This window comes from Brachybacterium sp. NBEC-018 (assembly GCF_024860185.1).
In the GTDB taxonomy this organism is placed as follows: Bacteria; Actinomycetota; Actinomycetes; order Actinomycetales; family Dermabacteraceae; genus Brachybacterium; species Brachybacterium rhamnosum.
This window is the reverse complement of record NZ_CP100650.1, coordinates 1,866,539-1,891,385: the sequence shown is the minus strand read 5'-3', so window position 1 is coordinate 1,891,385 and position 24,847 is coordinate 1,866,539. Positions and strand designations below refer to the sequence as shown.

Here is a 24,847-nt window from a genome sequence, read left to right as displayed (position 1 = left end):
GCAGGGCCGGGGAGCCCACAACTCCCCGGCCCTGTGTCAGGTGTCCGGATTCTCCGGACTGCTCTGGAGCGGCGAGGGCGCCCCGGCCCCCGCCCTGCTCAGCGCTCGAAGCGGATGTCGATCGCGCGCCCGTGCGCGGGCAGCCCCTCGGCGGCGGCGAGCGTGGTCGCGGCCTGCCGGGCGCTCTTCAGCGCGGCCTCGTCGTAGTCGACGACGTGGATCCCGCGCAGGAAGGTCTGCACGCCGAGCCCGCCGCCGAACCGCGCGCTGCCGCCCGTGGGCAGCACGTGGTTGGAGCCGGCCGCGTAGTCGCCGAGGCTCACCGGCGCGTGCGGACCCACGAACACGGCACCCGCGTTCGTGACCCGGGCAGCCACCTCGGCGGCCTCCGCGGTCTGGATCTCGAGGTGCTCGGCGCCGTAGGAATCGACGACCTCGAGCCCCTGCTCCACGTCCCGCACGAGCACGACGCCGCTCTGCTCGCCGCGCAGCGCCTCGGCGATCAGATCGGCGCGCGGAGCCTGTGCGACCTGCTCCGCGAGCTCCGCCTCGACGGCGTCGACGAGCTCCGGCGCATCGGTGACGAGCACGCTCGCGGCCATCGGGTCGTGCTCGGCCTGGGAGATGAGGTCCGCGGCGACGTAGGCGGGGTGCGCCTCGGCGTCCGCGAGGATCGCGATCTCCGTGGGGCCGGCCTCCGCGTCGATCCCGACGCGCCCGCGCACGAGACGCTTCGCGGCGGCGACGTAGACGTTGCCGGGACCCGTGATCATGTCCACCGCGTCGAGGCCGCGGCCGTCGCCGAGGTCCTCCGCGCCGTGGGCGAGCAGGGCGATCGCCTGCGCGCCGCCTGCGGCGATCACCTCGGTGACGCCGAGCAGCGCGCATGCGGCGAGGATCGTGGGGTCCGGGAGGCCCCCGCGCTCCTTCTGCGGCGGGGAGGCGAGGACGACCTGCCGCACCCCGGCCACCTGCGCCGGGACCACGTTCATGATCACGGAGCTGGGCAGCACGGCGCGGCCGCCCGGCACGTAGAGCCCCACACGGCGCACGGGGACCCAGCGCTGGGTGACGGTGCCGCCGGGCACCACCTCGACGCGCTCGTCGGGCCGGCGCTGGGCGGAGTCCACGGCGCGCACCCGCGCGATCGACTCCTCGAGGGCGGTGCGGATCGCAGGATCGAGCTCCGCGAGGGCCTGCTCGATCGCGGCGGCGGGCACGCGCAGATGCTCCGGCCGGATCCCGTCGAAGCGCTCGGAGGCGTCGAGCACCGCGGCGGCGCCGCGGGCGGCGACGTCCTCGACGACGGGGCGCACGGCCGCGGCGGCGGCCTCGACGTCGAGCTCGGCGCGGGGCAGCGCGGCGCTGAGCTCCGCGGCGCTGAGGCTGCGCTCGCGCAGGTCGAGGACGGAGAGGAAGGGAGCGGGATCAGGCATGGGCGCCAGTCTAGGAGCGGCGCCCCGTACCGGGCCGGGGAGCCCGGCCCTCGGTCCCGACCCGAGCACTCCCGCCCGCTCCCGCGCTCCCGTACCGTGGGCATGTCCGGACCGACGGGCGCCGAGGCCCCGCCCAGGCGCTGTCGATTAGTCTTGACGTCAAGACATCTGCCACGTCGACCCGAGGGAGCCCCCCGACACCATGGCGCGCATCATCTACACCCACACCGACGAGGCGCCGATGCTGGCGACGGCCTCGTTCCTGCCGATCCTCGAGGCGTTCTCCACCACCGCCGGGATCGACGTCGCCACCCGGGACATCTCGCTCGCGGGCCGCATCGTCGCGGCCTTCGGCGACCTCCTGCCCGAGGACCAGCGCGAGGCGGACGCCCTCGCCGAGCTCGGCGACCTCGCGAAGTCCCCCGAGGCGAACATCATCAAGCTGCCCAACATCTCCGCCTCGGTGCCGCAGCTCAAGGCCGCGATCGCCGAGCTGCAGGGCCAGGGGATCGACCTCCCCGACTACCCGGACAACCCCGAGACCGACGCCGAGAAGGACGCCCGCGCCCGCTACGACGCCGTCAAGGGCTCCGCCGTGAACCCGGTGCTGCGCGAGGGGAACTCCGACCGCCGCGCCCCGCTCGCCGTGAAGAACTTCGCGAAGACCCACCCCCACCGCATGGGCGCCTGGAGCGCGGACTCCCGCACCCGCGTCGCCACGATGGACGGCCAGGACTTCCGCGACTCCGAGCAGTCCGTGGTCCTCGAGAAGGAGGACACCCTCTCGATCGTCCACGTGGCCGCCGACGGCGCCGAGACCGTCCTCAAGGCGGAGCTGCCCGTGCTCGCCGGCGAGGTCGTCGACTCCACCGTCCTGCACGTCGCCGCGCTCGACGCCTTCCTGAAGGACCAGATCGCCGCCGCGAAGGCGGACGGTGTGCTGTTCTCCGTGCACCTCAAGGCCACGATGATGAAGGTCTCCGACCCGATCATCTTCGGCCACGTCGTCCGCGCCTTCTTCCCGACGCTCTTCACGCAGTACGGCGACGTGCTCGCCGAGGCCGGGCTCTCCGCCAACAACGGTCTCGCCGGCATCCTCTCCGGCGTCGAGGCGCTCGACGAGGCGACCCGCGAGGGCGTCAAGGCCGCCGTCGCGCAGGACCTCGCCGACGGCCCCGCGCTCGCGATGGTGAACTCCGCCAAGGGCATCACCAACCTCCACGTCCCCTCCGACGTCATCGTCGACGCCTCCATGCCGGCGATGATCCGCACCTCGGGCCACATGTGGAACGCCGACGACGCCGAGCAGGACACCCTCGCCGTCATCCCCGACTCCTCCTACGCGGGCGTCTACCAGGCGACCATCGAGGACTGCCAGGCCAACGGCGCCTTCGACCCGACCACCATGGGCACCGTCCCCAACGTGGGCCTCATGGCGCAGAAGGCCGAGGAGTACGGCTCCCACGACAAGACCTTCGAGCTCGCCGCCGCCGGGAAGGTCGAGGTGCGCGACGCCTCCGGCGCCGTGCTCATGAGCCACGACGTCGAGGCCGGGGACATCTTCCGCGCCTGCCAGGCGAAGGACGCCCCGATCCGCGACTGGGTCCAGCTCGCCGTGCGCCGCTCGCGGCTCTCCGGCATGCCGGCCGTGTTCTGGCTCGACGAGTCCCGCGCCCACGACCGCAACCTCATCGCGAAGGTCGAGGCGTACCTCGCAGAGGAGGACACCGAGGGCCTCGACATCCGGATCCTGAACCCAGTCGAGGCGACCCGGCATACCCTCGAGCGCGTGCGCCGCGGCGAGGACACGATCTCCGTGACCGGCAACGTGCTGCGCGACTACCTCACGGACCTCTTCCCGATCATGGAGCTCGGCACGAGCGCCAAGATGCTCTCCGTGGTGCCGCTCATGGCCGGCGGCGGCCTCTTCGAGACCGGTGCGGGCGGCTCCGCCCCCAAGCACGTGCAGCAGCTCGTCGAGGAGAACTACCTGCGCTGGGACAGCCTCGGCGAGTTCCTCGCCCTCGCGGAGTCCCTGCGCCACCTCTCCCGCACGGCGGAGAACCCGCGCGCCGCGGTGCTCGCGGACGCCCTGGACCGGGCGACCGAGACGCTGCTGAACGCCGACCAGTCGCCGCAGCGCAAGCTCGGCACGATCGACAACCGCGGCAGCCACTTCTACCTCGCCCTGCACTGGGCGCAGGAGCTCGCGCAGCAGAGCGAGGACGAGGAGCTGCAGGCGGCCTTCGTGCCGATCGCGAAGGAGCTCACCGAGGGCGAGGAGACCATCGCCGCGGAGCTGCTCGCCGTGCAGGGCTTCCCCGCGGACATCGGCGGCTACTACCGCCCGGATCCGGAGAAGGCCGCGGCCGTCATGCGTCCCTCGGCGACCTTCAACCGCATCCTCGAGGAGATCGCCGCGGCCCTCTGACCGCCCGCTCCCCTCAGCACCTGCCGGTCGGCCCCCTCGGGCCGGCCGGCAGGTCCGTCCCGGAAGGAATCCCCGTGCCCGTCATCCCCTCCCCCGTCGACGGCATCGACCTGCGCTTCGACGTGACCGGCGAGGGATCGCCGGTGGTGCTGCTACACGGCTCGGTGCTCTCCCGCGCGATCTGGCGGGGCCTCGGCTACCTCGCCCCGCTCGCCGCGGAGCACCGGGTGATCCGGGTGGACCTGCGCGGCCACGGCCGCTCCGGGAAGCCCGACGATCCCGCCGCGTACACCCAGGACGCCTTCGTCGCCGACCTCCTCGCCGTGCTCGACGCCGAGGGGATCGACCGGGCCGCGCTCGTGGGCTACTCGCTCGGCGCGCGGGTCGCGCTCACCGCAGCACTGCGCCACCCGGACCGGGTGACCCGCCTGGTGAGCCTCGGCGGGAGCGCCGCCGCCCAGCACGGCGCCGTGGACCAGGTGTTCTACCCGGGTGTGATCGACTCGGTGCGCGAGCACGGCATGGAGGGGTTCTGCGCCGCGCAGGGCCTGGGCCCCGAGGTCACCTCGCGCCGGGAGGCGGCGACCCGGGCGGCCTTCCTCGCCGCGGACCCCTCCGCGATGGCCGCCCTCTTCACGGCGACGGATACCACCCCGGCGATCCGCGAGGAGGACCTGCGCGCGCTCGCGATGCCCTCGCTGTGGATGGCGGGCGGCGACGACCACCCGCGCTGCGAGGAGTCCCGGGAGGCCGCCGCGGTGATCCCCGGTGCCCGCTTCGTGGAGCTGCCCGGCCGCACGCACGGCGGCACGCTCAGCCCCGCGGAGCCGGTGCTGGCGGAGGTCCTGCCCTTCCTGCGGTGAGCGCCGCCGGAGCGGGCACGGGGCTCAGAGCACCTGCCGCACGAGGGCCACGACCGCGACGACGACGATGATCCCGCGCAGCACGCCCTCGGGCAGCTTCTTCGCGAGGTGCGCCCCGAAGTAGCCGCCCAGCAGGGCGCCCACGGCGATCGCGGCGGTCGCGATCCAGACGATCTCCACGCCGAGCACGACATTCGCCACGAGGTAGACGGCCGCGGCGGCGCCGTTGACGACGAGGCTCGCGAGGTTCTTCACGTGGTTGACCTTGCCCATCGGCTTGCCCGTGAAGGCGCCGAGCACGCCGAGGTAGAGGATCCCCTGGGCGGCGGTGAAGTACCCGCCGTAGACGGAGGCGCCGCCCATCGCGGCGAGCAGCGCCGGGGAGCGGTAGGGGCTCTGCTCCGCGGCGGTGGCAGCGCGGGCGACGGCGGGGTCGGCCGCCGCGCGCCGCTCACGCCGGGCGCTGATCGCGCGCGTGACCCGCTTCTGGAAGACCACCATGAGCAGGGCCACGACGATGAGGACGGGCACCACCACGTCGAGCGCGTCCGAGGGCGAGAGCAGCAGCAGCACGGAGCCGGTCGCGGCGAGCACGGCCGTCGTGACGATCAGCGGGACCAGGGCGCGGCCCTCGGCGGCGATCTCGCGGCGGTACCCGGTGACGGAGCCGATCGTCGAGAAGAGGATGCCGATCGTGTTGGTGCGCACGGCCGTGCCCGGCGGGATCCCGAGGGCCAGCAGCACGGGGAGGGTCAGCAGGGACCCCGAGCCCACGGCCGCGTTGATGGCGCCCGCGAGGGTGCCCATGATCAGCAGGACGAGCAGGGAGAGGGGATCCACGGCCGCTGACCCTACCGCCGGTCACGACGGGGGCGCTCAGCCGTCCCGGGAGCCCTGCGTCTCCTCGAGCACCTCGCGCAGCACGAGCGCGTGGTTGTGCTCGGCGTCGGCCGCGGCGTAGAGGAGGGTCAGGCGCTCCGCCCCGGCCTCCCGGGCGGCCGCGAGCAGCGCCTCGGCGGCGCCGCTCTGCGCGAGCTCGGCGCGGTAGCGCTCCGCGAACGCCTCGAAGCCCAGGTCCCCGCCGTGGAAGGCCTTCCGCAGCTCCGTGCTGGGGGCGACGTCCTTGTCCCAGCGGTCGTGCACGAGGCGGTCCTTGCGAACCCCGCGCGGCCACAGCCGGTCCACGAGCACGCGGGACGTGCCGGCCGCGGCGCCGCCGTCGTCCAGCACGTCCCGCACACGCTCGAGGTCGATCTCCATGTCAGGCGAGGGCGGCCTTCGCGGCCTCGTAGTCGGGCTCCTCGGTGACCTCGGCGACCTGCTCGGTGTAGACGACGGTGCCGTCGGCGTCGGCGATGACGACCGCGCGGGAGAGCAGGCCGGCGAGCGGGCCGTCCTGCATGGTGACGCCGTAGTCCTCGCCGAAGGAGGAGCGGAAGGCGGAGCCGGTGACGACGTTCTCGATGCCCTCGGCGCCGCAGAAGCGGGCCTGCGCGAAGGGGAGGTCCTTCGAGGCGCAGACGACGACCGTGTCCTCGAGGCCGGCGGCGATCTCGTTGAAGGCGCGCACGGACAGGGCGCAGGTGCCGGTGTCGAGCGAGGGGAAGATGTTCAGCACGATGCGCTTGCCGGCGAGGTCCGCGCTCGAGACGGGGACGAGATCCTGGCCCACGAGCTCGAAGGCGGGCAGGGCGGAGCCGACGGCCGGCAGCGTGCCGGCGGTGGTCACAGGGGCGTTCTTGAAGGTGATGGAAGCCATGGCCCCATCCTCGCCCCCGTGCGGGGGAACCTCAAGCCGGCTCCGCGCCCGCCCTGCCCGGACCCGTCAGTCGAGGGTCGCGGTGAGACGCTCGATCTCGCCGCGGATGTCGAAGTCCGCCGCGGGCCACTGCGGGTCGATCCCCTGCAGGGCGTCGAGCAGCAGCTGCTGGACGGCGATGCGGGCGTACCACTTGCGGTCCGCGGGGACCACGTGCCAAGGGGCCGCCTCGGTGGAGGTCGCCGCGAGCGCCTTGTCGTAGGCGTCCATGTACTCCTCCCAGCGCAGCCGCTCGTCGACGTCGCCGGGGTTGTACTTCCAGTGCTTGTCGGGGCGCTCGAGCCGCTCCATGAGCCGCTCGCCCTGCTCCGCGTGGGAGAGGTGGAGCATGACCTTGACGACCGTCGTCCCGGCCTCGACGAGCTCCTTCTCGAAGGCGTTGATCGCGGCGTACCGGTGGCGGATCTCGTTGCCGTCGGCCCAGCCGTGCACGCGGTGGATGAGCACGTCCTCGTAGTGGGAGCGGTCGAAGACGCCGATGATGCCGGGGCCGGGGACCTGCTTGCGGATCCGCCAGAGGAAGTCGTGGCGCTTCTCCGCCCGGGTGGGGGCCTTGAAGCCGGTGATGTGGACGCCCTGCGGGTCCACGCCGCCCACGACGTGGCGCATGATGCCGCCCTTGCCGGAGGTGTCCATGCCCTGCACGACGAGCAGCACCGAGGGGCCCTCGCCGGTCGCCCGGGACTGGGCGTACAGCCGCTCCTGCAGCTCGTCGATCGGGGCGTCGAGCTCCGTGAGCCGCTGCTGGCCGTCCTTCTTCTTCCCGTCGAAGCCCGGGGTGGAGCGCGGATCGATGTCCCGCACGGTCCCCTTCCAGCCCGGCTCGATGAGCACCCCGCGGGGAGCGTCCCCCGTGTCCTTCTGCTTCTTCGCTGACATGGGCACACTCTAGTCACGGGCGCTCACCCCGCTTGACCTGCGACGCGCCCCGGGGAAGGGTGCGGGGATGAGCACCCTCGCGATCACGAACGCCCGCCTCCTGCCCATCTCCTCCCCCGCCGTGGACGGCACCGTGATCGTCGAGGACGGACGGATCGCGGCGCTCGGCGCGGGCGTGGCCCCGCCGCCCGGGGCGGAGGTGATCGACGCCGCGGGCGCCTGGCTCACCCCGGGCCTCGTCGACGCGCACGTGCACCTCGGCGTGCACGAGGAGGGCGAGGGCTGGGCCGGGGACGACACCAACGAGATGACCGATCCGGTGATGGCCGCGGCCCGCGCGATCGACGCGATCAACCCCCTGGACCTCGGCTTCGACGACGCGATCACGGGCGGCGTCACCGCGGTGAACGTCAACCCCGGCTCGGGGAACCCGATCGGCGGTCTCGCGGTGGCCCTGCGCACCCACGGCCGTGTGGTCGACGAGATGGTGCTGCGCGAGCCCTCGGGGCTGAAGGCGGCGCTCGGCGAGAACCCCAAGCGGATCTACGGGGAGAAGAAGCAGACCCCGTCGACGCGGCTCGGGGTCGCGCTGACGATCCGCACGGCGCTCGCGAAGGCGCGCGCCTGGGCGGCGGAGGACCCCGAGGAGCGGGACGTGGACCTCGTCTCCGCGGCGCTCGCGCGGGTGCTCGCCCGCGAGATCCCGTGGCGCCAGCACTCCCACCGGGCCGACGACATCGCCACCGCCCTGCGCCTGGCCGAGGAGTTCGGCTACGACCTCGTGCTCGACCACGGCACCGAGGCGCACCTCATCGCGGACCGGGTCGCGGCGGCGGGCGTGCCCGTCCTGTACGGCCCGCTGATCGTCTCCCGGTCGAAGGTCGAGGTGCGCCACCGCACCCCGGCGGCGCCCGGCATCCTCACCCGCGCCGGGGTCCCCGTCTCGATCATCACCGACCATCCCGTCGTGCCGATCGAGTTCCTCGTGCACCAGGCGGCGCTCGCGGTCAAGCACGGCATGGACCCCGCCGACGCCCTCGCCGCGATCACCCTGCACCCCGCGCGGGTGCTCGGGATCGACGACCGCGTGGGCAGCCTCGAGGTGGGCAAGGAGGCGGATCTCGTGCTGTGGGAGGGCGATCCGCTCGACGTCAGGAACCGGACCCTGCGCGTGTGGCAGGCGGGCCGCGAGGTCATGCGGCGGGACGACGCGGGCGAGGCGGTCATCGCGCCGCGCTGAGCGGGCCGCGGCGGCTCGCACCGACCGGTCCGTCGGGACCGAAGACCCTTCCCGGTCGGGCCGGCCCGCCGTAGCGTGGTCATGCGGTCGCACCGCGGCCGCCCCAGGTTCCCGCTTTTCCAGGAAGGCGCCATGACCACCGTTCCCGCTCGGCCGAACTCCCCCTCCCACGCACCCACCCCGGAGGAGCTGCACGCCCTCCACGCCTGGTGGCGTGCCGCGAACTACCTCTCCGTGGGCCAGATCTACCTCATGGACAACCCGCTGCTGCGCACGCCGCTCGAGCGCGAGCACGTGAAGCCGCGGCTGCTCGGCCACTGGGGCACCACACCGGGCCTCACGTTCCTGTACGCGCACGCGAACCGGGCGATCGCCCAGCGGGACCTCGACGCGATCTTCGTGACCGGTCCCGGCCACGGCGGGCCCGGGCTCGTCGCGGCGAGCTACCTCGAGGGCACCTACAGCGAGGTCTACCCGACCGTCTCGCAGGACGACGCCGGCCTGAAGCGGCTGTTCACGCAGTTCTCCTTCCCCGGCGGCATCCCCTCCCACGTGGCGCCGGAGACCCCCGGCTCGATCCACGAGGGCGGCGAGCTCGGCTACGCGCTCTCCCACGCCTACGGCGCGATGTTCGACAACCCGGGCCGGATCGCGTTCACGGTCGTCGGCGACGGCGAGGCGGAGACCGGGCCGCTCGCGACCTCGTGGCACTCGAACAAGTTCGTCAACCCCCAGCGCGACGGCGTGGTCCTGCCGATCCTGCACCTGAACGGCTACAAGATCGCGAACCCGACCGTCCTCGCCCGGATCGGGGAGGACGAGCTCGACGCGCTCATGCGCGGCTACGGCCACGAGCCGTTCGTGTTCACCGGCGGCTTCGACGACGAGGACCCGCTCGAGACGCATGCCCGCTTCGCGGCGCTGCTCGACGAGGTCCTGGACCGGATCGCGGAGATCACGGCGCAGGCGGCCGCCGCGGCGGGGGCGGGCGAGGAGCTCGAGCGGCCGATGTGGCCGATGATCGTCCTGCGCACCCCCAAGGGCTGGACCGGTCCGAAGGAGATCGACGGGCAGCGCACCGAGGGTTCGTGGCGCTCACACCAGGTGCCGCTCGCGAGCGCACGCGACACCGAGGAGCACCTCGCGGACCTCGACGCCTGGCTGCGCTCCTACCATCCGGAGGAGCTCTTCGACGAGAGCGGCGCCCCGGTCCCGGAGATCCTCGGCGCCTCGCCCGAGGGCACGCGCCGGATGTCCGCGAACCCGATCACGAACGGCGGCAGCGTGCTGAAGGCGCTGCGCCTGCCGGACTTCCGCGACTACGGCGTGGACGTCCCGGGGCCCGGAGACACCGTCGCCGAGCCGACGAAGGTGCTCGGCACCTGGCTGCGGGACGTCGTCGCGCAGAACCCGGAGACCTTCCGGATCTTCGGGCCCGACGAGACCGCCTCGAACCGGCTGCAGGCCGTGTACGAGGTCACCGACAAGCAGTGGAACGCGGACTTCGTGCCCGAGGACCACGACGAGCACCTCGCCCGCGCGGGCCGCGTCATGGAGATGCTCTCCGAGCACCAGTGCCAGGGCTGGCTCGAGGGGTACCTGCTCACGGGCCGCCACGGCCTGTTCTCCTCGTACGAGGCGTTCATCCACATCGTCGACTCGATGGTGAACCAGCACGCGAAGTGGCTGAAGGTCACCAACGAGATCGAGTGGCGCCGGCCGATCGCCTCGCTGAACTACCTGCTGAGCTCCCACGTGTGGCGCCAGGACCACAACGGCTTCAGCCATCAGGATCCCGGCTTCATCGACCACATGGTCAACAAGAAGGCGGAGATCGTGCGGGTCTACCTGCCGCCGGACACCAACACGCTGCTCTCCACGATGGACCACTGCCTGCGCTCGCGGCAGTACGTCAACGTCGTGGTCGCCGGGAAGCAGCCGGGGCCCAGCTGGCTCACGATGGAGGAGGCGGTGCTGCACTGCACGCGCGGCGTCGGCATCTGGGACTGGGCCGGCACGGAGGTCGAGGGCGAGGAGCCGGACGTCGTCCTCGCCTGCGCCGGGGACATCCCGACCATCGAGGTGCTCGCGGCCGCGATGATCCTGCGCGAGGAGATCCCCGAGCTCAAGGTCCGGGTGGTCAACGTCGTGGACCTCATGCGCCTGCAGGACGACTCCGAGCACCCGCACGGGCTCTCCGCGAAGGACTTCGACGGGATCTTCGGGGAGGACGTGCCGGTGGTCTTCGCCTACCACGGCTACCCGTGGCTCATCCACCGCCTCGCGTACCGCCACGACCGGAACGGCCGGATCCATTTGCGCGGCTACAAGGAGGAGGGCACGACGACCACGCCCTTCGACATGCTCATGCGCAACGACACCGACCGTTACCACCTCGTCATGGACGTGCTGGACCGGGTTGAGGGGCTCGGCACGCGCTTCGCGTCCCTGCGCCAGCGCATGGTCGACGAGCGGCACCGGGCGCGGGCCCACGCGTACACGCACGGCGAGGACCTGCCCGAGGTCGCCTCCTGGCAGTGGGGCGACGGCGGCGACGCGACCTCGCTCCAGGACACGGGCGGCGACAACCAGTGAGGTCGCTCCGGTGAGCGGGCAGGACGCCCTGCGCCGGGTCGTGCGGGTGCACGGCCGGGTGCAGGGCGTCGGCTTCCGCTGGGCGACCGCGCAGGAGGCGGAGCGCCTCGGTGTCGCGGGGACGGTGCGGAACCTGCTCGACGGCACCGTCGAGGCCGATGTCGAGGGGCCGGCCGCGGCGGTGGGCGCGCTCGTGGACTGGCTCGGCCACGGGCCGCCGTCGGCGCGGGTCGAGCGCACCGAGGTGACGGAGCGGGCACCGCGCCCCGCTCCGCCGTCGGGCTTCCGGGTGCTCTAGACCGTGCGGTGCCCGGGCCGGGCCCGGTAGCGGGCGACGAGCGCGGTGCCCGCGGCGGCGAGGAGCACCGAGAGGGCGAGCATGCCGGTACGCCCCGCGATCTCCAGGAGGATCCCGCCGAGGGCCGCGCCGAGCGCGATCGAGACGTTGAAGGCCGCGCTGTTCAGCGCCGTCCCCTCCTCGACGCGCGCCCCGGCCTCGGAGTCCACGAAGGACTGGATGGTGACGGAGGCGGCCCCGGCGAAGAGTCCCCAGGCGGGCAGCAGGAGCATGGCCGCGAGGGGGCTGCGCAGCAGCAGCGCGACCGCGAGCAGGGAGAGCGTGAGCCCCGCGGCGATGACGAGCACGGCGGTCGGGGCGCCGCGGCGACGGATCACCGGGGCGATCGCGAAGTTCCCGACCATCCCCGCGATCCCGAAGAGCAGCAGGAGCAGGCCCGTGCGCCCGAGCGGCACCCCGGCCTCCTGCAGCAGCGGGCTCACATAGCTGTAGGTGACGAACTGGGCGACGATCAGCAGGAGCGTGAGGCCGACGGCGTGGCGCACCCCGCGACCGCGCGCCGCCTCCCGCATCATCGCCGGGGTCACGGGGACGGCCGCCCGCACGGGCCGCACGAGCACCGCGACGAGCAGCGCCATGACGAGAGCGGCGCCGCCGACCACCGCGAAGGCCTCCCGCCAGCCCAGGTGGGTGCCGATCCAGGTGGCGAGCGGGACCCCGAGCACGAGGGCGCCACCGGTGCCGCTGAAGGCGAGGGTGAGGGCGGTCGCGTGCCGGGAGGGGTCCACCTGACCCACGGCGACGATCGGCAGCACCGCCCAGTACAGACCGATCGACACCCCGGCGAGGACCCGCGCCGCGAGGACCACGCCGAAGCCCGGGGCGAGGACGGTCAGCAGCGAGGAGGCCGCGACGCAGAGCAGCGCGAGGACCAGCACGAGCCGGCGGTCCAGACCCCGCACGAGGACGGGGGTCGTCACGGAGGTCGCGGCCGCGACGAGACCGGGCACGGTGACCGCGAGGCCGGCGACCCCCTCGGGGATGCCGAGCTCCGCGGACATCACCGAAAGCACGCCGATCGGCAGCTCCTCGATCGTGATGAGCACGAAGATCCCCACCGCGAGGGACATGACCCCGGACCAGCTCCGCATCGGCTCCCGCTCCTCCTGCTCCTCGTCACCGCGCTGCGTCCCCGGCGGCGCGCAGCGCGGACCAGCCTACGGCCGGGCGACCGACTACTCTGTGGCCCTGAGCCGCCGCCGCGACCAGCTGGGCCGGCGCACGACGACTCCCGAGGGGGACCCGCATGGCCGGAGGCCTGGCTGCACTGCTCGACGACGTGGCCGCGATCGCGAAGATGGCGGCCGCGAGCACGGACGACGTCGCCGCCGCGAGCGCGAAGGCGTCCGCGAAGGCGGCCGGCGTGGTGATCGACGACGCCGCCGTCACCCCGCAGTACGTGAAGGGGCTGAACCCCTCCCGCGAGCTGCCGATCATCTGGCGGATCGCCCGGGGCTCGTTCATCAACAAGCTCGTGATCATCCTGCCGATCGCGCTGCTGCTCTCGTGGCTCGCGCCGTGGGCGCTCACGCCGATCCTCATGATCGGCGGCACCTATCTGTGCTTCGAGGGCGCGGAGAAGGTCTGGGAGCTCGTCTCCGGGGCCGAGCACGAGGAGCAGCCCGCCGCGGCGAAGGGGGCGGACTCGGAGAAGGGGATCGTCTCGGGCGCCGTGCGCACGGACCTCATCCTCTCCGCGGAGATCATGGTGATCTCCATGAACTCGATCGACGCGGACTCGATCTGGATGCGCGCGATCATCCTCGCGACCGTCGGCATCCTCATGACGGTCGCCGTCTACGGCGCCGTCGGCCTGCTCGTGAAGATGGACGACGTGGGCTTGGCCCTGTCCCGCCGCGAGCGGAAGGGCAGCCAGAAGCTCGGCGAGGCGCTGGTGCGGGCGATGCCGGTGGTCATGACCGTCATCAGCTACGTCGGCATGGTCGCGATGCTGTGGGTGGGCGGCCACATCATCCTCGAGGGCCTGCACACCTTCAGCCTCGCCCAGCCCTACGGCCTGGTCCACCACCTCGAGGAGGCCGTCGCGCGCGTCCCGGCCGTGGGCGCGGCGCTCGCCTGGCTGGTCAACACGTTCTTCAGCTTCGTGCTGGGGCTCGTGTGGGGTGCGATCATCGTCGCGGTCCTGCACGTGCTGCCCTTCGGGAAGAAGGAGCACGGCGGCTCGGGTGAGCACGGCACGGCGGAGACGGATGCGGACGCGGCGGCGGTGTCCGCCCCACGCACCGAGCACTGACCGCCGAGCACCGAGCGCCGGGCACAGCGAGAGGGCCCCGCACCATCCGGTGCGGGGCCCTCTCCCTGCGCGGGCGGCTCAGCCGCGGCCGACGGCCTCCGCGATCGGGGTCTGACCGGAGTTGAAGGCGAGGAAGCGGCCGTGGGTGTCCTCGCGGTCCACGACCTCGGCGATGACGGCGGCGACGTCGGCACGGCTCACGGTGCCGCTCTCGGCGGCCTGCGTGTCGATGCGACCGGTCGGCTCCTCGAGGGTGAGGCCGCTCGGGCCGAGGATCGTCCAGTCGAGGTCGGTGCCCTGGAGGTGCTGGTCCGCCGCGGCCTTGGACTCGGCGTAGGCGAAGAAGCCGTTCTCGGGGTCCACGCCGTGGTCGGGGCCTGCCCCGAAGTAGCTGACCATGACGTAACGGCGGGCGCCCTGGCGCTTCGCGGCCTCCATGGAGGCGATCGCCGCGTCGCGGTCCACGCGGTACGTGCGCTCCGGGTCGCCGCCGCCGGCGCCCGCGGACCACACGACGGCGTCGCTGCCCGCGAGCAGCGCGTCCCAGCCGGCGTCGTCGAGCGTCTCGATGTCCGTGACGACGGGCGTCGCGCCCGCCTCCTCGATCTCGGCGCGGTGCTCCGGGTTGCGGATCACCGCGCTCACCTCGTGGCCGGCCTTCGCGAGCAGCGGCTCCGCGAGCAGCGCGACCTTGCCATGTCCTCCGACGATCGTGATCTTCATGGGCCCCACCCTGCCACCGCGCGGCGCCGAGCGGCAGGGGTTCGGCGGTCGGCGAACGACGCCCTCGCCCCGTCCCTCCGCGCACTCCCCCACAAAAACAACAGATCCACATGTTGCTTTGTGTGGACTTCGGGTCTACGGTGGGCACACGCCGCAGCACCTCCTCCGATGACGCAGGTGATCGATCCCCATGTACGCCCCCCAGCGCCACCGCGCGATCCTCGATGCCCTCGCGGCCGAGGGCCGGGTCGCCGTCTCCGATCTCGCCGAGCGGTTCGAGGTCACGACCGAGACCGTGCGCCGCGACCTCGACCAGCTGGACCGCCGCGGCGTCCTCGCCCGCGTCCACGGCGGCGCCATCCCCCGCGCCGCCGCCGTGCTCGAGCCGGACCTCGCCTCTCGCCGCGGCACCCGCACCGACCTCAAGGAGCGCATCGCCGCGGCCGCCGCGACGCTCCTGCCGCTGGACCCCGAGGCCGCCGTGCAGCTCGACGCGGGCACGAGCACCCTCGCTCTCGTCCCCCATCTCTCCGAGCGCACCGGCGCCGTCGTCACCCATGCGCTCGACGTCGCCCAGGCGCTGCTCGCCCTCGACGGCCCGCCCGTGCACCTGCTGCCGGGGCGCCTGCGGCCGGGCACTGGGGCCGCCGTCGGCGCCGCGACCGTCGACGCGATCCGCGCCCTGCGCCCCGAGGTCGCCTTCCTCGGCTGCAACGGCTTCGACGCCGAGGGCCTCTACACTCCGGACCCCTCCGAGGGCGCCGTGAAGACCGCGCTCCTGCAGCAGGCCGGGCGGCGCGTGGTCCTCGCGGACTCCTCGAAGGCCGGCGCCCGCCGGCTCGTCCGCATCGCCGACCTCGAGGAGATCGACGTGATCGTCACCGACGACGGCCTCGCCCCCGCCCTGCGCGGGGAGCTCGAGGCGACCGGGGTGGAGGTCGTGATCGCATGATCATCACCCTCACCGCGAACCCCTCCCTGGACCGCACCGTCACCCTCACCGCCCCGCTCGTCCCCGGCGGCGTGCACCGCATCGCCGAGGACGCCACCCAGGCGGGCGGCAAGGGCGTGAACGTCTCGCGCGCCCTGCACGAGGCGGGCGAGGACACCCTCGCCCTGCTCCCCGCGCGCGCCGAGGACCCGCTCGTGGGCCTGCTCGAGGGAAGCGGCCTCCCCCACCGCACGGTCCCCGTCGCGGGCCCCGTCCGCACGAACCTCACCGTCGTCTCCCCGCCCGGGGTGACCACGAAGATCAACGAGCCCGGCCACCCCCTCACCGGGGCGGAGGCGGAGATGCTCGCCGCCGCGCTCCACGGCGCCGCCCGCCCCGGCGACCTCGTCATGCTCTCCGGCTCCCTCGCCCCGGGCCTGCCGGCGGACTGGTACGCGCGCCGCATCCAGGAGCTGCACGCCGATGCGATTCCCGTGGGCGTGGACACCTCCGACGCCCCGCTCGCCGCCCTCGCCGCCGCCTGGCGGGAGGACCGCTGCGCCGCCCCGGACCTGCTGACCCCGAACGCCGAGGAGCTCGGCCAGCTCACCGGGGCCGACGGCGCCGCGATCGAGGCCGCCGCGGAGCAGGGCGAGCTCGCCCCGGTCGCGGAGGCCGCCCGCGCCCTGCACGACCAGGGCGTCGGCGCGGTGCTCGTGACCCTCGGCGCCGCGGGCGCCGTGCTCGCCTCCGCGGAGGGGACCTGGCACTGCGCGGCCGTCGCCGGGGAGGTCCTCTCGACCGTCGGCGCCGGGGACTCCGCGGCCGCCGGCTACCTCCTGGCGAGGGTCCGCGGCCGCGAGGAGCCCCAGCGGCTCGCATGCGCCGTCGCCTACGGCACCGCCGCGGTGGCGCTGCCCGGCACCACGATCCCCCGCCCCGACCAGGTCGCCGTCCGCGAGGACCTCGTCCGCGCCCTCTGAGCATCCCCGCCGTCGGCCTCCCGGCCGTCGGCCCCTCCCCGGGAATCCCCCGGGCCACCAGTGAAGGAGCTGGCAGTGTCCGCACTCATCACCGCCGACCTCGTCCGTCTGGACGTCGCACCGGCCGGCGACAAGCTCGCCGTCATCGGTCAGATGGCCGATCTCATCGCCTCCACCGGCCGCAGCGAGCGGGACGGCCTCGAGGCCGGTCTGCTCGCCCGCGAGGAGTCCTTCGCGACCGGCATGCCCGGCGGCTTCGCGATCCCCCACTGCCGCACCGAGGCGGTCCACGAGGCCGCCCTGGGCCTGATCCGGCTGAGCGAGCCGGTGGACTTCGGCGCCCAGGACGGCCCGGCCGACGTCATCATCGGCATCTCCGCCCCCGCCGGGACCGACGACCAGCACCTCCAGCTGCTCGCCCAGCTCTCCCGCGCGCTGATCCGCCCCGAGTTCCTCGCCTCGCTGCGCGCCGCCACCACCTCGCAGGAGGCGGCGGACCTCGTGCTCGACGTGCTCGAGCCCGCGCACCGCGGCGAACAGCCCTCCATCGCCCCCGCGGCCGAGGCCGCCCCTGATTCCGCGACCGCGAAGGACCTCCCCGTCCTCCTCGCGATCACGTCCTGCCCCACCGGCATCGCCCACACCTACATGGCCGCCGAGTCGCTCGAGAACGCGGCGAAGGAGCGCGGCGTCGAGCTGCACGTCGAGACCCAGGGCTCGGGCGGCATCACCCCGTTCACGCCCGAGCAGATCGATCGTGCGGGCGCGCTCATCGTCGCGGCCGACGTCTCGATCTCGGGCCGCGACCGCTTCGCGGGCCTGCCGCTCGTGGAGCATCCCGTCAAGCGCGCGATCTCCCACGGCCCGCAGATGATCGACGAGGCGATCGCGGCCGCCGGCGACCCCTCCGCGCGGCGCGTCCCGGCCACCACCGGCGCCTCCTCGGCCTCGTCCTCCGGCGGCGAGCAGCAGCAGTCGTGGCCCAAGCGGATCCAGGCGGCCGTGATGACGGGTGTCTCCTACATGATCCCCTTCGTCGCCGCGGGCGGCCTGCTCATGGCGCTCGGCTTCCTGCTCGCCGGCTTCGACGTCGCCTTCGTGGCGCAGGACGTCGCGACCGGCAGCAGCCTCACCGACCTCCCCGGCCACGTCGCCTACGACGGCGCGACCGGCGCCACGGCCACCGAGCGCTCGGGCCTGCTGCTCTACCTCGGCTCGGTCGCCTTCCTGCTCGGGAACACCGGCATGGGCTTCCTCGTCGCCGCGCTCTCCGGCTACATCGCCTTCGGCCTCGCCGGTCGCCCGGGCATCGCGCCGGGCTTCCTCGGCGGCGCGATCTCGGTGCTTGTGGGCGCCGGCTTCCTCGGCGGTCTCGTGACGGGCCTGCTGGCCGGTCTCATCGCGCTGTGGCTGACGACCTTCCGACCGCCGCGCTGGCTCGCCGGGCTCATGCCCGTGGTGATCATCCCGCTCGTGACCTCCGCCGTGGTGGGCGGGGCGATGCTGCTCGTCATCGGGCGCCCGCTCGCGTGGGTGATGACGACCCTGCAGGACGCCCTCACCGGCATGAGCGGCTCCTCCGCGATCCTGCTCGGCGCGATCCTGGGCCTCATGATGTGCTTCGACCTGGGCGGCCCCGTCAACAAGGCGGCCTACCTCTTCGCGACCGCAGGCCTGTCGCAGGGCACCGAGGCGTCCTTCGAGATCATGGCGGCCGTCATGGCCGGCGGCATGGTCCCGCCGCTCGCCATGGCCCTGTCCACGACCATCGCCCGCCGCCTCTACTCCCCCGTGGAGCGGGAGAACGGCACGACCGCCTGGCTGCTGGGCGCGGCCTTCATCTCCGAGGGCGCGATCCCCTTCGCCGCGGGCGACCCGCTGCGCGTCATCCCCTCGATGATGGCGGGCGGCGCCCTCACCGGCGCCCTGACGATGGCCTTCGGCGTCGGATCGCAGGCCCCGCACGGAGGCATCTTCGTGTTCTTCGCGATCTCCCCGCTGTGGGGCTACGTGGTCGCGATCCTCGCGGGCACGCTGCTCTCCGCGGCGCTCGTGACGCTGCTGAAGGCGCGCCACGCCCGCACGTCCGGCGCCGCCGTCGCCGCCTGAGGCGCGCTGTCGCCACCGCATCCGGAGCGGGGGCCGCACGGGGAGCTAGCCTCCCGATGTGGCCCCCGCTCCGTTCGCGCGCATGACCCCCTACGGCACCGAGCACCTCCTGGTGCTCGCCCTCACGGCCCTCGCGGCCGTGCTGCTCGTGCGCTGGGCGCGCCGCACCCCCGCCGGGCACCGGGACCTGGTGCTGCGCCGCGCGGGCTGGGTGCTGCTCGTGAACAACCTGCTGTGGATCCTGTGGGGCTTCGCCCCGTGGTCGTGGAACATCGACGAGTCGCTGCCGCTGCACTTCTCCGACGCTCTGCGCGTGCTCACCCCGATCGCGCTGATCACGCGGGCCCGCTGGGCGGTCGCCGTGAGCTGGTACTGGGGGCTCGCGCTGAACCTGCAGTCCGTGCTCACCCCGGACGTCAACTACTTCGTGTGGGCCCCGCTCGAGCTCGCCGAGTACTGGATCGGGCACAGCACGGCGCTGCTCGCGCCGATCGTGCTGTGCTGGGGCTGCGGCTTCCGGCCCACCTGGCGCGCCTACGGCCTCGCCTATGCGGCGACCGTCGGCTGGGCGGGGGTCGCCTTCGTCGGCAACCTGCTGAGCGGCGCGAACTACGCCTATCTGATGCACGCCCCGGCCGGGCCGAGCCTGCTCGACGTGCTCGGGCCGTGGCCGTGGTACCTGCTCGTGGAGGCCGTGGTCATCGCCGCCGTGTGGGCGGCGATGACCTGGCCGTTCACGCGCTCGGGGTGACCGGCGGCTCCGCGGACCACGGGAAGACGATCCAGCGGTCGGTGCGGCGCCACGCGAAGTCGGGGGCGACCACCGAGGCGGACTTCGCGTAGAGCACGGCGCTGCGGGCGTCCGCGCCGGTCTCCCGCAGCAGGTCGAGCACGAGCGCGAGGGTGCGCCCGGAGTCGGCGACGTCGTCGACGACGAGCAGCCGCTTCCCCGCGATCGACTCGGTGTCGAGCATCGGGGCGAGCAGCACCGGATCCGGCAGCGTCTCGTGGACGTCGGTGTAGAACTCGACGTTGATCGCGTCGGAGAGCTTGAGACCCAGCGCGTAGGAGAGCGAGCCCGCGGGCAGCAGACCGCCGCGCGCGATCGCGATGATGATCTCCGGCGCGAAGTCGGAGTCGGCGATCGTCTGCGCGAGCTCCCGGGAGGCGGTGCCGAACTGCTCCCAGGTCAGCACCTCCTTCTCCGCGAGATCGGAGGAATCGGCGTGGTAGGCCTGGGTCATCGTGGGACTGCTCCTGGATCGGTGGGGCGCGAGGTCACCGATCGTACCGATGCCCTCAGGCGAGGAGCTCCACCTGGGCGAGCCGCACCGCCGTCCCTGTGCCGCGCAGCACGATCCGGTGGTGGGCGACGGGCGCGTGCTCCGGCAGGGCGAAGGGCCGGGTCTGCCGCCGCCACGGGAAGGTCAGGTCCTCGCGGGCGTCGAGCAGCTCCCATGCGGCGCCGTCGGCGGAGGTCTCGAGCCGCCAGGCGATCGGGTCCGCCCCCTCCTCGGCACCGGAGGTGAGGGTGAGGAAGCGGGCCGCGGCCGGCTCCTCGAGCCGGGGCAGCACGACGGTGATCCCGTCGGTCCCGGCCGGCTCGGCCCCGGTCAGCTCGACCTCGGTGCGGGAGTCGTCGTCCAGGAGCGGATCCGCGCCGTCGCGCGGCAGCAGGTCGAGCAGCGGGCGCGGCCTCTCCCCAGGGGCCGTGGGCGAGGGCGGCACATCGCCCCAGCCGGTCGGCTCCCCGGCGAGCGCCATCGCGATCTCGCCGCGCAGGTCGCCGTGCTCGATCCAGGCGCGGGGATGGTCCTGCCCGCGCACGGTCATCGCGGTGACGTAGGGGTGGTCCGCGGCCTGCCCGGTCGCGGTCACCGTGAACGCCTCCCCGCCGAGCGGTCGCACGCGGGCCTGCGGGAACAGGGGCGCGACGAGGTGGTAGCGGGGCGTGCCGAGCTGCAGCGGGTACAGGCCGAGCGCCGTGAGCAGCCACCAGGCGCTCATCTCGCCGTTGTCCTCGTCCCCGGGGTAGCCCTGGCCGATCTGCTCGCCGACGAACAGCCGGCGCTGCACCTCCCGCACCACCTCCATCGCCCGCTCGGGGGCGCCCGCGTGGTGGAAGAGGAAGGGGATGTGGTGGGAGGGCTGGTTGGACATGCCGAACTGGCCCATCCGCACGGCCCGCGCCTCGTCCATCTCGTGGATCGCGTGGCCGTAGGTGCCCTTGCGGTCCGCGCGCTCCGGGGTCGCGAAGAACTCCTCGAGCTTCGCGCGGAGCCCGTCGCGGCCGCCGTACAGGGAGGCGAGACCCTCACCGTCGTGCGGGACGTGGAAGGCGAAGTTCCAGCCGTCGGTCTCGGTGAAGTCCCCGCCCCAGGAGAGCGGGTCGAACTCCTCGGGCGTCTGCGCGACGGCGCCGTCGGCCCGGCGGCCCTGGAAGAAGCCCACGGCGGGGTCGAAGAGCAGCGGGTAGTTCGCGGAGCGGGCGCGCAGGTACGCGGCCTCCTCGCGGATCTCCCGGCGGCGCGCCTCGGGCAGTGCCGGGTCCGCGGCGAGGAGCTCCGCCTGGGCGGCGAGGCCCGCATCGTTGATGTGCGCCTCGAGCGCCCAGGAGACGGACTCCTCGGTGTCGGTGTCGACGTAGCCGGTGAACACGGAGCGCTCGCCGCCGCGGCGGCCCACCTCCCCCGCGCTCGGCGTCACGGTCGCATTGCGCAGCCCGGCCTCGTATGTCGCGAGCGGGTCCGGCAGCGGGACGCCCTTCACCTGGAGGTCCGCGAAGGAGATGTCGGAGCTCGTGCCGGTCATGCAGTCGGCGTAGCCCGGCGAGGACCAGCGGGCGATCCAGCCGCCCTCGCGGTGCTGCTGGACGAAGTCGTCGGCGAGCTGCGCGGCGAGCTCGGGGTAGAGCAGCGCGTAGGCCGGCCAGGCGGTGCGGTAGGTGTCCCAGAAGCCGTGGTTGACGGCCATGCGGCCCTCGACGATCTGCGCGTTCGTCGCGTCGTCGCTCGCCTCGCCGACGACGGGCAGCACGGGGCTCGCGTGCACGGGGCGCGGCGCGCCCTCCTCCCCCGCGTCCTCCCAGTGGGAGTTGGGGTAGAGGTTCAGGCGGTAGAGGCTTCCGGCGAGGGTGCGGCGCTGCGGAGGCGTGGCCTCGGGCACCTCGATCACGGAGAGCCGCTCGGTCCAGGCGGCGTGGGCGGCCTCGCGCACCTGCTCGAGGGTGCGTCCCGCGAGCTCCCGTGCGAAGGTCCGCTCAGCCTGCTCCTGGCCCACGAAGCTCGTCACCCAGCGCACGGTCACCGCGGTGGTGCCCTCGGCGAAGCGCAGCACGGCCGCGCCGGGCGTCGCCCCGGGCGCCGGCTCGACGGCGACAGGGGCGGGGTCGAGCTCGGCGCGCACGAACATGCGGGTCGTGCCGTCGGCCCGCGCGAACCCCTCCTCGATGCCGGAGTCCACCCAGGCGCGGACGAGGCCGCGGCCGACGGCGTCCTCGGCGAGCACCCGGGAGTGCTCGTCGACGCCCTCGAGCAGGAGCCTCGGCGCGGGGCCGGCGGGGGCGCCGACCTCGATCACGGCGCCGTGGTCGGTGGGGGCGAGGCGCAGGGTGTGCCCGCCGTCGAGGGTCACGGCGTAGAGGTCCGGCCGGGCGACCTCGTCGGCGTGGGAGAAGCCGAGCGCACGGGCGGCCGGGGAGGCGTCCGCGGCGTCGGCGTCCAGCGGCATGAGCAGGAACTGGGCGCGGTCCCCCATCCAGGGGCTCGGCTGGTGGGAGATGCCGAGGCCCTCGAGGCGGGGCCGGTTGTCGGCGCCGTTGCGGCGGTGGTACTCGTACACCCAGCGCCGGGTGCGGGCGTCGGTCATCGGGGTGAAGAAGGCGAAGCCGTTGGGCCACGCGGTGAGCGGGAGGTTGTTGCCGCGGGAGAAGTCGCCCGAGGCATAGGTGCCGCGGCGCGTGTCCACCCAGGCGACCGGGTCGTCGACGGGAGGATCCGCGGGGAGCGCGCCCAGGTACGGGCCGTCGATCCAGCCGCGCAGCTCGGGGTCGCCGCCTGCGGGGGCGTCCGCCGCGAGGAGCACCCCGGTGATCGTGCGGCCCGCGGCGGCGGTGAGGTCCACCTGCACGTCGTTCCACTGGTCGGCGTAGAGGATCCTGCCCTCCCCGATGCCGCTCGCGGTGGCGGGGGTGCCGTGCTGGTCGCGGGGGTCGAGAGCGGAGAGGCGGGTGCCGTCGTCGAGCTCGAGGTCGATCGCGACGTGGGTCGCACCCCAGGTCTGGGCCTCGTCGAGGGCGGGGAACAGATAGGTGCGCAGCACGTCCCCGGGGGCGATGCGGCGGCCCACGATGCTCGCGACCCCGTCCTGCGCGGGCAGCGGCGCCTCGGCCCTCTCCCCGGGGGCGAGGCGGTAGGCGAGGGCGGTGGGCGCGAGGAAGCCCGCGCCGTCCCTGCTGGTGGGGGTCCCCTGGGGGCCGGCGTCGACGGTGACGATCATGGGGACGAGCCTAGTGGCGCCCCCTCCCCGGGCGGTCCGGGTGGTCCGCCCTCCGGACAGGCATCTCTCGGGGCGCGGGCTAGGGTGCCGGGGTGATGCCCCGACGCCCCTCCCCGCTCCGCGGCCGACGCCCCACCAAGGACGACCTCGCCGAGGTCCCCACCACGGATCCGGACGTCATCGACGACCTGCTGCCGGACCCGGCGGCCGATCCGGCGCTGCGGCTGCTGATCGTGGGCATCAACCCGGGGCTGTGGACCGCCGCGGTGAACGCGCCCTTCGCCCGCCCCGGCAACCGCTTCTGGCCCTCGCTGCACGCCGCGGGTCTCACGGCTCGACCCGTGGACGCCTCCCGCGGGCTCGAGGACGAGGACGGCGCGGATCTGCTGGGCCGCGGGGTGGGCGTCACGAACCTCGTGGGCCGGGCGACCGCTCGCGCCGACCAGCTGAGCCGCGCGGAGCTGCGCGAGGGCGGCGCTGACCTCCTCTCCCGCCTGCCCGCCCTCGCGCCGCGGGTCGTCGCGATCGCGGGCATCACCGCGTACCGCCAGGCCTTCGACCTGCCGAAGGCGCGTCTGGGCCGCCAGGAGGAGGTGCTGCCGGACGGCTGGCCGGAAGGGTCGACGCTCTGGGTGGTGCCCCAGCCGAGCGGTCTGAACGCCCATGCCACGATCGCCTCCCTCGCCACGACCTGGCGGGAGGTCGCCGCGGAGGCCGCCGTGCCGCTCGCCGAGCACTCCTGAGCCCCTCGACAGCCCGGCGGAGACGGCGCAGGATCGAGGCACGGGGCGTCCCGGCCCCGCCCGCCGACGGAAGGAGCGGCCATGCCGCAGCAGGCCTGGAGCGACAAGCGCGAACGCCAGTACGAGCACGTGAAGGACAGCGCCCTGGATCGGGGTGAGGACCAGGACACGGCGGAGGAGATCGCCGCCCGCACCGTCAACAAGGCGCGGGCGCAGGCGGGTGAGGCGGAGGAGGCCTCCCGCACCTCCCTCGAGGACGACTCCCCCTCCCGCCGCGGCGGGCGCCGCTCCCACGAGGGGGCGCAGGGCCGCACGAAGGAGCAGCTGTACCAGGACGCCCGGCGCGAGGGGATCGAGGGACGGTCCCGCATGAGCAAGGCGGAGCTCGAGCAGGCCCTCGAAGGCCGCTGAGCACGCCGGATCCGCGGCGACGAGTTCCCGCTCAGCCCTGGACCTCCCGTCCCTCGGGGCGGAGGATGCCGCCATGACGACGGTGAGGACATGTCTCTGGTTCGACGGCGGGGTCGACGCGGCCGCCGACTTCTACACGACCCTGGTCCCGGGGTCCCGCGTGCTGCACCGGATGCCGTACATCCCGGTGCCGGACTCCCCGGCGACGCCGCCGGCCGACGGCGGCTCCCTCACGGTGGTGCTCTCCCTGGCCGGCGTGGAGTACACGCTTCTCAACGGGGGCCCGCACTTCCCGCAGTCGGAGGCCGTCTCGATCGAGCTGATCGTGGACTCGCAGGCGGAGGTGGACCGGCTCTGGGACGCGATCGTCGGCCGCGGCGGCGAGGAGTCCATGTGCGGCTGGTGCAGGGACCGCTGGGGCGTGAGCTGGCAGATCGTGCCGCAGCGCCTCTACGACCTGCTCGAGGAGTCCGGGCCGGTCGCCACGGCGGTGACCGCGGAGATGTTCACGCAGCGACGCCTGGACACCGCACGGCTCGAGGCCGCCGCGGAGGCCGCCCGCTCCTGAGGCAGGG

The 24,847-nt window shown here is 73.9% G+C and carries 22 protein-coding genes; 13 read left to right on the top strand and 9 right to left on the bottom strand.

Annotation, left to right across the window (positions count from 1 at the left end; all coding sequences use genetic code 11):
• Positions 1–98 precede the first annotated feature (98 nt).
• Positions 99–1,436, bottom strand: coding sequence for a histidinol dehydrogenase (gene hisD, locus NLU66_RS08585; RefSeq protein ID WP_259362480.1), 1,338 nt, complete (start codon positions 1,434–1,436; stop codon positions 99–101).
• Between the two features lie 202 nt (positions 1,437–1,638).
• Between hisD and NLU66_RS08580 the strand changes: the two genes are divergently transcribed.
• A complete protein-coding gene (locus NLU66_RS08580; protein ID WP_259362479.1) occupies positions 1,639–3,867 on the top strand; it encodes an NADP-dependent isocitrate dehydrogenase in 2,229 nt (742 codons plus the stop codon).
• A 74-nt stretch (positions 3,868–3,941) separates the two neighbouring features.
• The gene (locus tag NLU66_RS08575; RefSeq protein ID WP_259362478.1) at positions 3,942–4,730 is read left to right on the top strand and encodes an alpha/beta fold hydrolase; all 789 of its coding nucleotides are present in this window, start codon (positions 3,942–3,944) and stop codon (positions 4,728–4,730) included.
• A 24-nt stretch (positions 4,731–4,754) separates the two neighbouring features.
• Here the strand turns inward: NLU66_RS08575 and NLU66_RS08570 are convergent, their stop codons facing one another.
• The 4 genes from NLU66_RS08570 to NLU66_RS08555 all read right to left on the bottom strand — a co-directional run bounded on the left by NLU66_RS08570 (position 4,755) and on the right by NLU66_RS08555 (position 7,428).
• Entirely contained in the window at positions 4,755–5,570 is an 816-nt protein-coding gene (locus NLU66_RS08570; RefSeq protein ID WP_259362477.1) for a sulfite exporter TauE/SafE family protein, read from the bottom strand.
• 36 nt (positions 5,571–5,606) lie between these two features.
• Positions 5,607–5,990 (bottom strand): DUF488 domain-containing protein, encoded by a 384-nt coding sequence (locus NLU66_RS08565; protein ID WP_259362476.1) that lies wholly within the window; start codon positions 5,988–5,990, stop codon positions 5,607–5,609.
• 1 nt (position 5,991) lies between these two features.
• The gene (tpx, locus tag NLU66_RS08560; RefSeq protein WP_259362475.1) at positions 5,992–6,489 is read right to left on the bottom strand and encodes a thiol peroxidase; all 498 of its coding nucleotides are present in this window, start codon (positions 6,487–6,489) and stop codon (positions 5,992–5,994) included.
• Between the two features lie 66 nt (positions 6,490–6,555).
• Positions 6,556–7,428, bottom strand: a complete 873-nt coding sequence (locus NLU66_RS08555) for a PPK2 family polyphosphate kinase (protein WP_259362474.1) — start codon at positions 7,426–7,428, stop codon at positions 6,556–6,558.
• A 67-nt stretch (positions 7,429–7,495) separates the two neighbouring features.
• On the opposite strand from NLU66_RS08555, the gene NLU66_RS08550 reads away from it, so the two are divergent.
• The 3 genes from NLU66_RS08550 (at position 7,496) to NLU66_RS08540 (ending at position 11,561) form a co-directional block, all read left to right on the top strand.
• On the top strand, positions 7,496–8,668 hold the full coding sequence (locus NLU66_RS08550; protein WP_259362473.1) for an amidohydrolase: 1,173 nt from the start codon (positions 7,496–7,498) through the stop codon (positions 8,666–8,668).
• A 132-nt stretch (positions 8,669–8,800) separates the two neighbouring features.
• Positions 8,801–11,263, top strand: coding sequence for a phosphoketolase (locus NLU66_RS08545; RefSeq protein ID WP_259362472.1), 2,463 nt, complete (start codon positions 8,801–8,803; stop codon positions 11,261–11,263).
• Positions 11,264–11,273: 10 nt separating this feature from the next.
• On the top strand, positions 11,274–11,561 hold the full coding sequence (locus NLU66_RS08540; protein ID WP_259362471.1) for an acylphosphatase: 288 nt from the start codon (positions 11,274–11,276) through the stop codon (positions 11,559–11,561).
• Here NLU66_RS08540 and NLU66_RS08535 read toward each other — a convergent pair.
• Entirely contained in the window at positions 11,558–12,712 is a 1,155-nt protein-coding gene (locus NLU66_RS08535; protein ID WP_259362470.1) for an MFS transporter, read from the bottom strand. The two genes, NLU66_RS08540 and NLU66_RS08535, sit on opposite strands and share 4 nt — an antisense overlap.
• Positions 12,713–12,867: 155 nt before the next feature.
• Between NLU66_RS08535 and NLU66_RS08530 the strand changes: the two genes are divergently transcribed.
• A complete protein-coding gene (locus tag NLU66_RS08530; protein WP_259362469.1) occupies positions 12,868–13,875 on the top strand; it encodes a DUF808 domain-containing protein in 1,008 nt (335 codons plus the stop codon).
• A 78-nt stretch (positions 13,876–13,953) separates the two neighbouring features.
• Here NLU66_RS08530 and NLU66_RS08525 read toward each other — a convergent pair whose 3' ends face one another.
• Complete coding sequence (locus tag NLU66_RS08525) at positions 13,954–14,598, bottom strand: SDR family oxidoreductase (protein ID WP_259362468.1); 645 nt, start codon at positions 14,596–14,598, stop codon at positions 13,954–13,956.
• Between the two features lie 190 nt (positions 14,599–14,788).
• Here NLU66_RS08525 and NLU66_RS08520 point away from each other — a divergent pair, with 190 nt between their 5' ends.
• The 4 genes from NLU66_RS08520 (at position 14,789) to NLU66_RS08505 (ending at position 19,372) form a co-directional block, all read left to right on the top strand.
• On the top strand, positions 14,789–15,550 hold the full coding sequence (locus NLU66_RS08520; protein WP_259362467.1) for a DeoR/GlpR family DNA-binding transcription regulator: 762 nt from the start codon (positions 14,789–14,791) through the stop codon (positions 15,548–15,550).
• Positions 15,547–16,512, top strand: a complete 966-nt coding sequence (locus tag NLU66_RS08515) for a 1-phosphofructokinase family hexose kinase (protein WP_259362466.1) — start codon at positions 15,547–15,549, stop codon at positions 16,510–16,512. Before NLU66_RS08520 ends, NLU66_RS08515 begins: the two co-directional genes overlap by 4 nt.
• Positions 16,513–16,587: 75 nt before the next feature.
• Positions 16,588–18,621: a PTS fructose transporter subunit IIABC gene (locus NLU66_RS08510; protein WP_259362465.1), complete on the top strand. Its 2,034-nt coding sequence runs from the start codon at positions 16,588–16,590 to the stop codon at positions 18,619–18,621.
• A 58-nt stretch (positions 18,622–18,679) separates the two neighbouring features.
• Positions 18,680–19,372 (top strand): TIGR02206 family membrane protein, encoded by a 693-nt coding sequence (locus tag NLU66_RS08505; protein ID WP_259362464.1) that lies wholly within the window; start codon positions 18,680–18,682, stop codon positions 19,370–19,372.
• Here the strand turns inward: NLU66_RS08505 and NLU66_RS08500 are convergent.
• Together NLU66_RS08500 and NLU66_RS08495 are read right to left on the bottom strand one after the other, a co-directional pair.
• Positions 19,356–19,865, bottom strand: coding sequence for a phosphoribosyltransferase (locus tag NLU66_RS08500; protein WP_259362463.1), 510 nt, complete (start codon positions 19,863–19,865; stop codon positions 19,356–19,358). The two genes, NLU66_RS08505 and NLU66_RS08500, sit on opposite strands and share 17 nt — an antisense overlap.
• Before the next feature lie 55 nt (positions 19,866–19,920).
• Positions 19,921–23,118, bottom strand: a complete 3,198-nt coding sequence (locus NLU66_RS08495) for a GH92 family glycosyl hydrolase (RefSeq protein WP_259362462.1) — start codon at positions 23,116–23,118, stop codon at positions 19,921–19,923.
• Between the two features lie 95 nt (positions 23,119–23,213).
• On the opposite strand from NLU66_RS08495, the gene NLU66_RS08490 reads away from it, so the two are divergent.
• From NLU66_RS08490 to NLU66_RS08480, 3 genes are all read left to right on the top strand, one after another.
• Complete coding sequence (locus NLU66_RS08490; protein WP_259362461.1) at positions 23,214–23,861, top strand: mismatch-specific DNA-glycosylase; 648 nt, start codon at positions 23,214–23,216, stop codon at positions 23,859–23,861.
• A gap of 81 nt (positions 23,862–23,942) precedes the next feature.
• Positions 23,943–24,272 (top strand): plasmid stabilization protein, encoded by a 330-nt coding sequence (locus tag NLU66_RS08485; RefSeq protein ID WP_259362460.1) that lies wholly within the window; start codon positions 23,943–23,945, stop codon positions 24,270–24,272.
• Positions 24,273–24,345: 73 nt separating this feature from the next.
• Positions 24,346–24,840 (top strand): VOC family protein, encoded by a 495-nt coding sequence (locus NLU66_RS08480; protein ID WP_259362459.1) that lies wholly within the window; start codon positions 24,346–24,348, stop codon positions 24,838–24,840.
• The last annotated feature ends 7 nt before the right edge of the window (positions 24,841–24,847 follow it).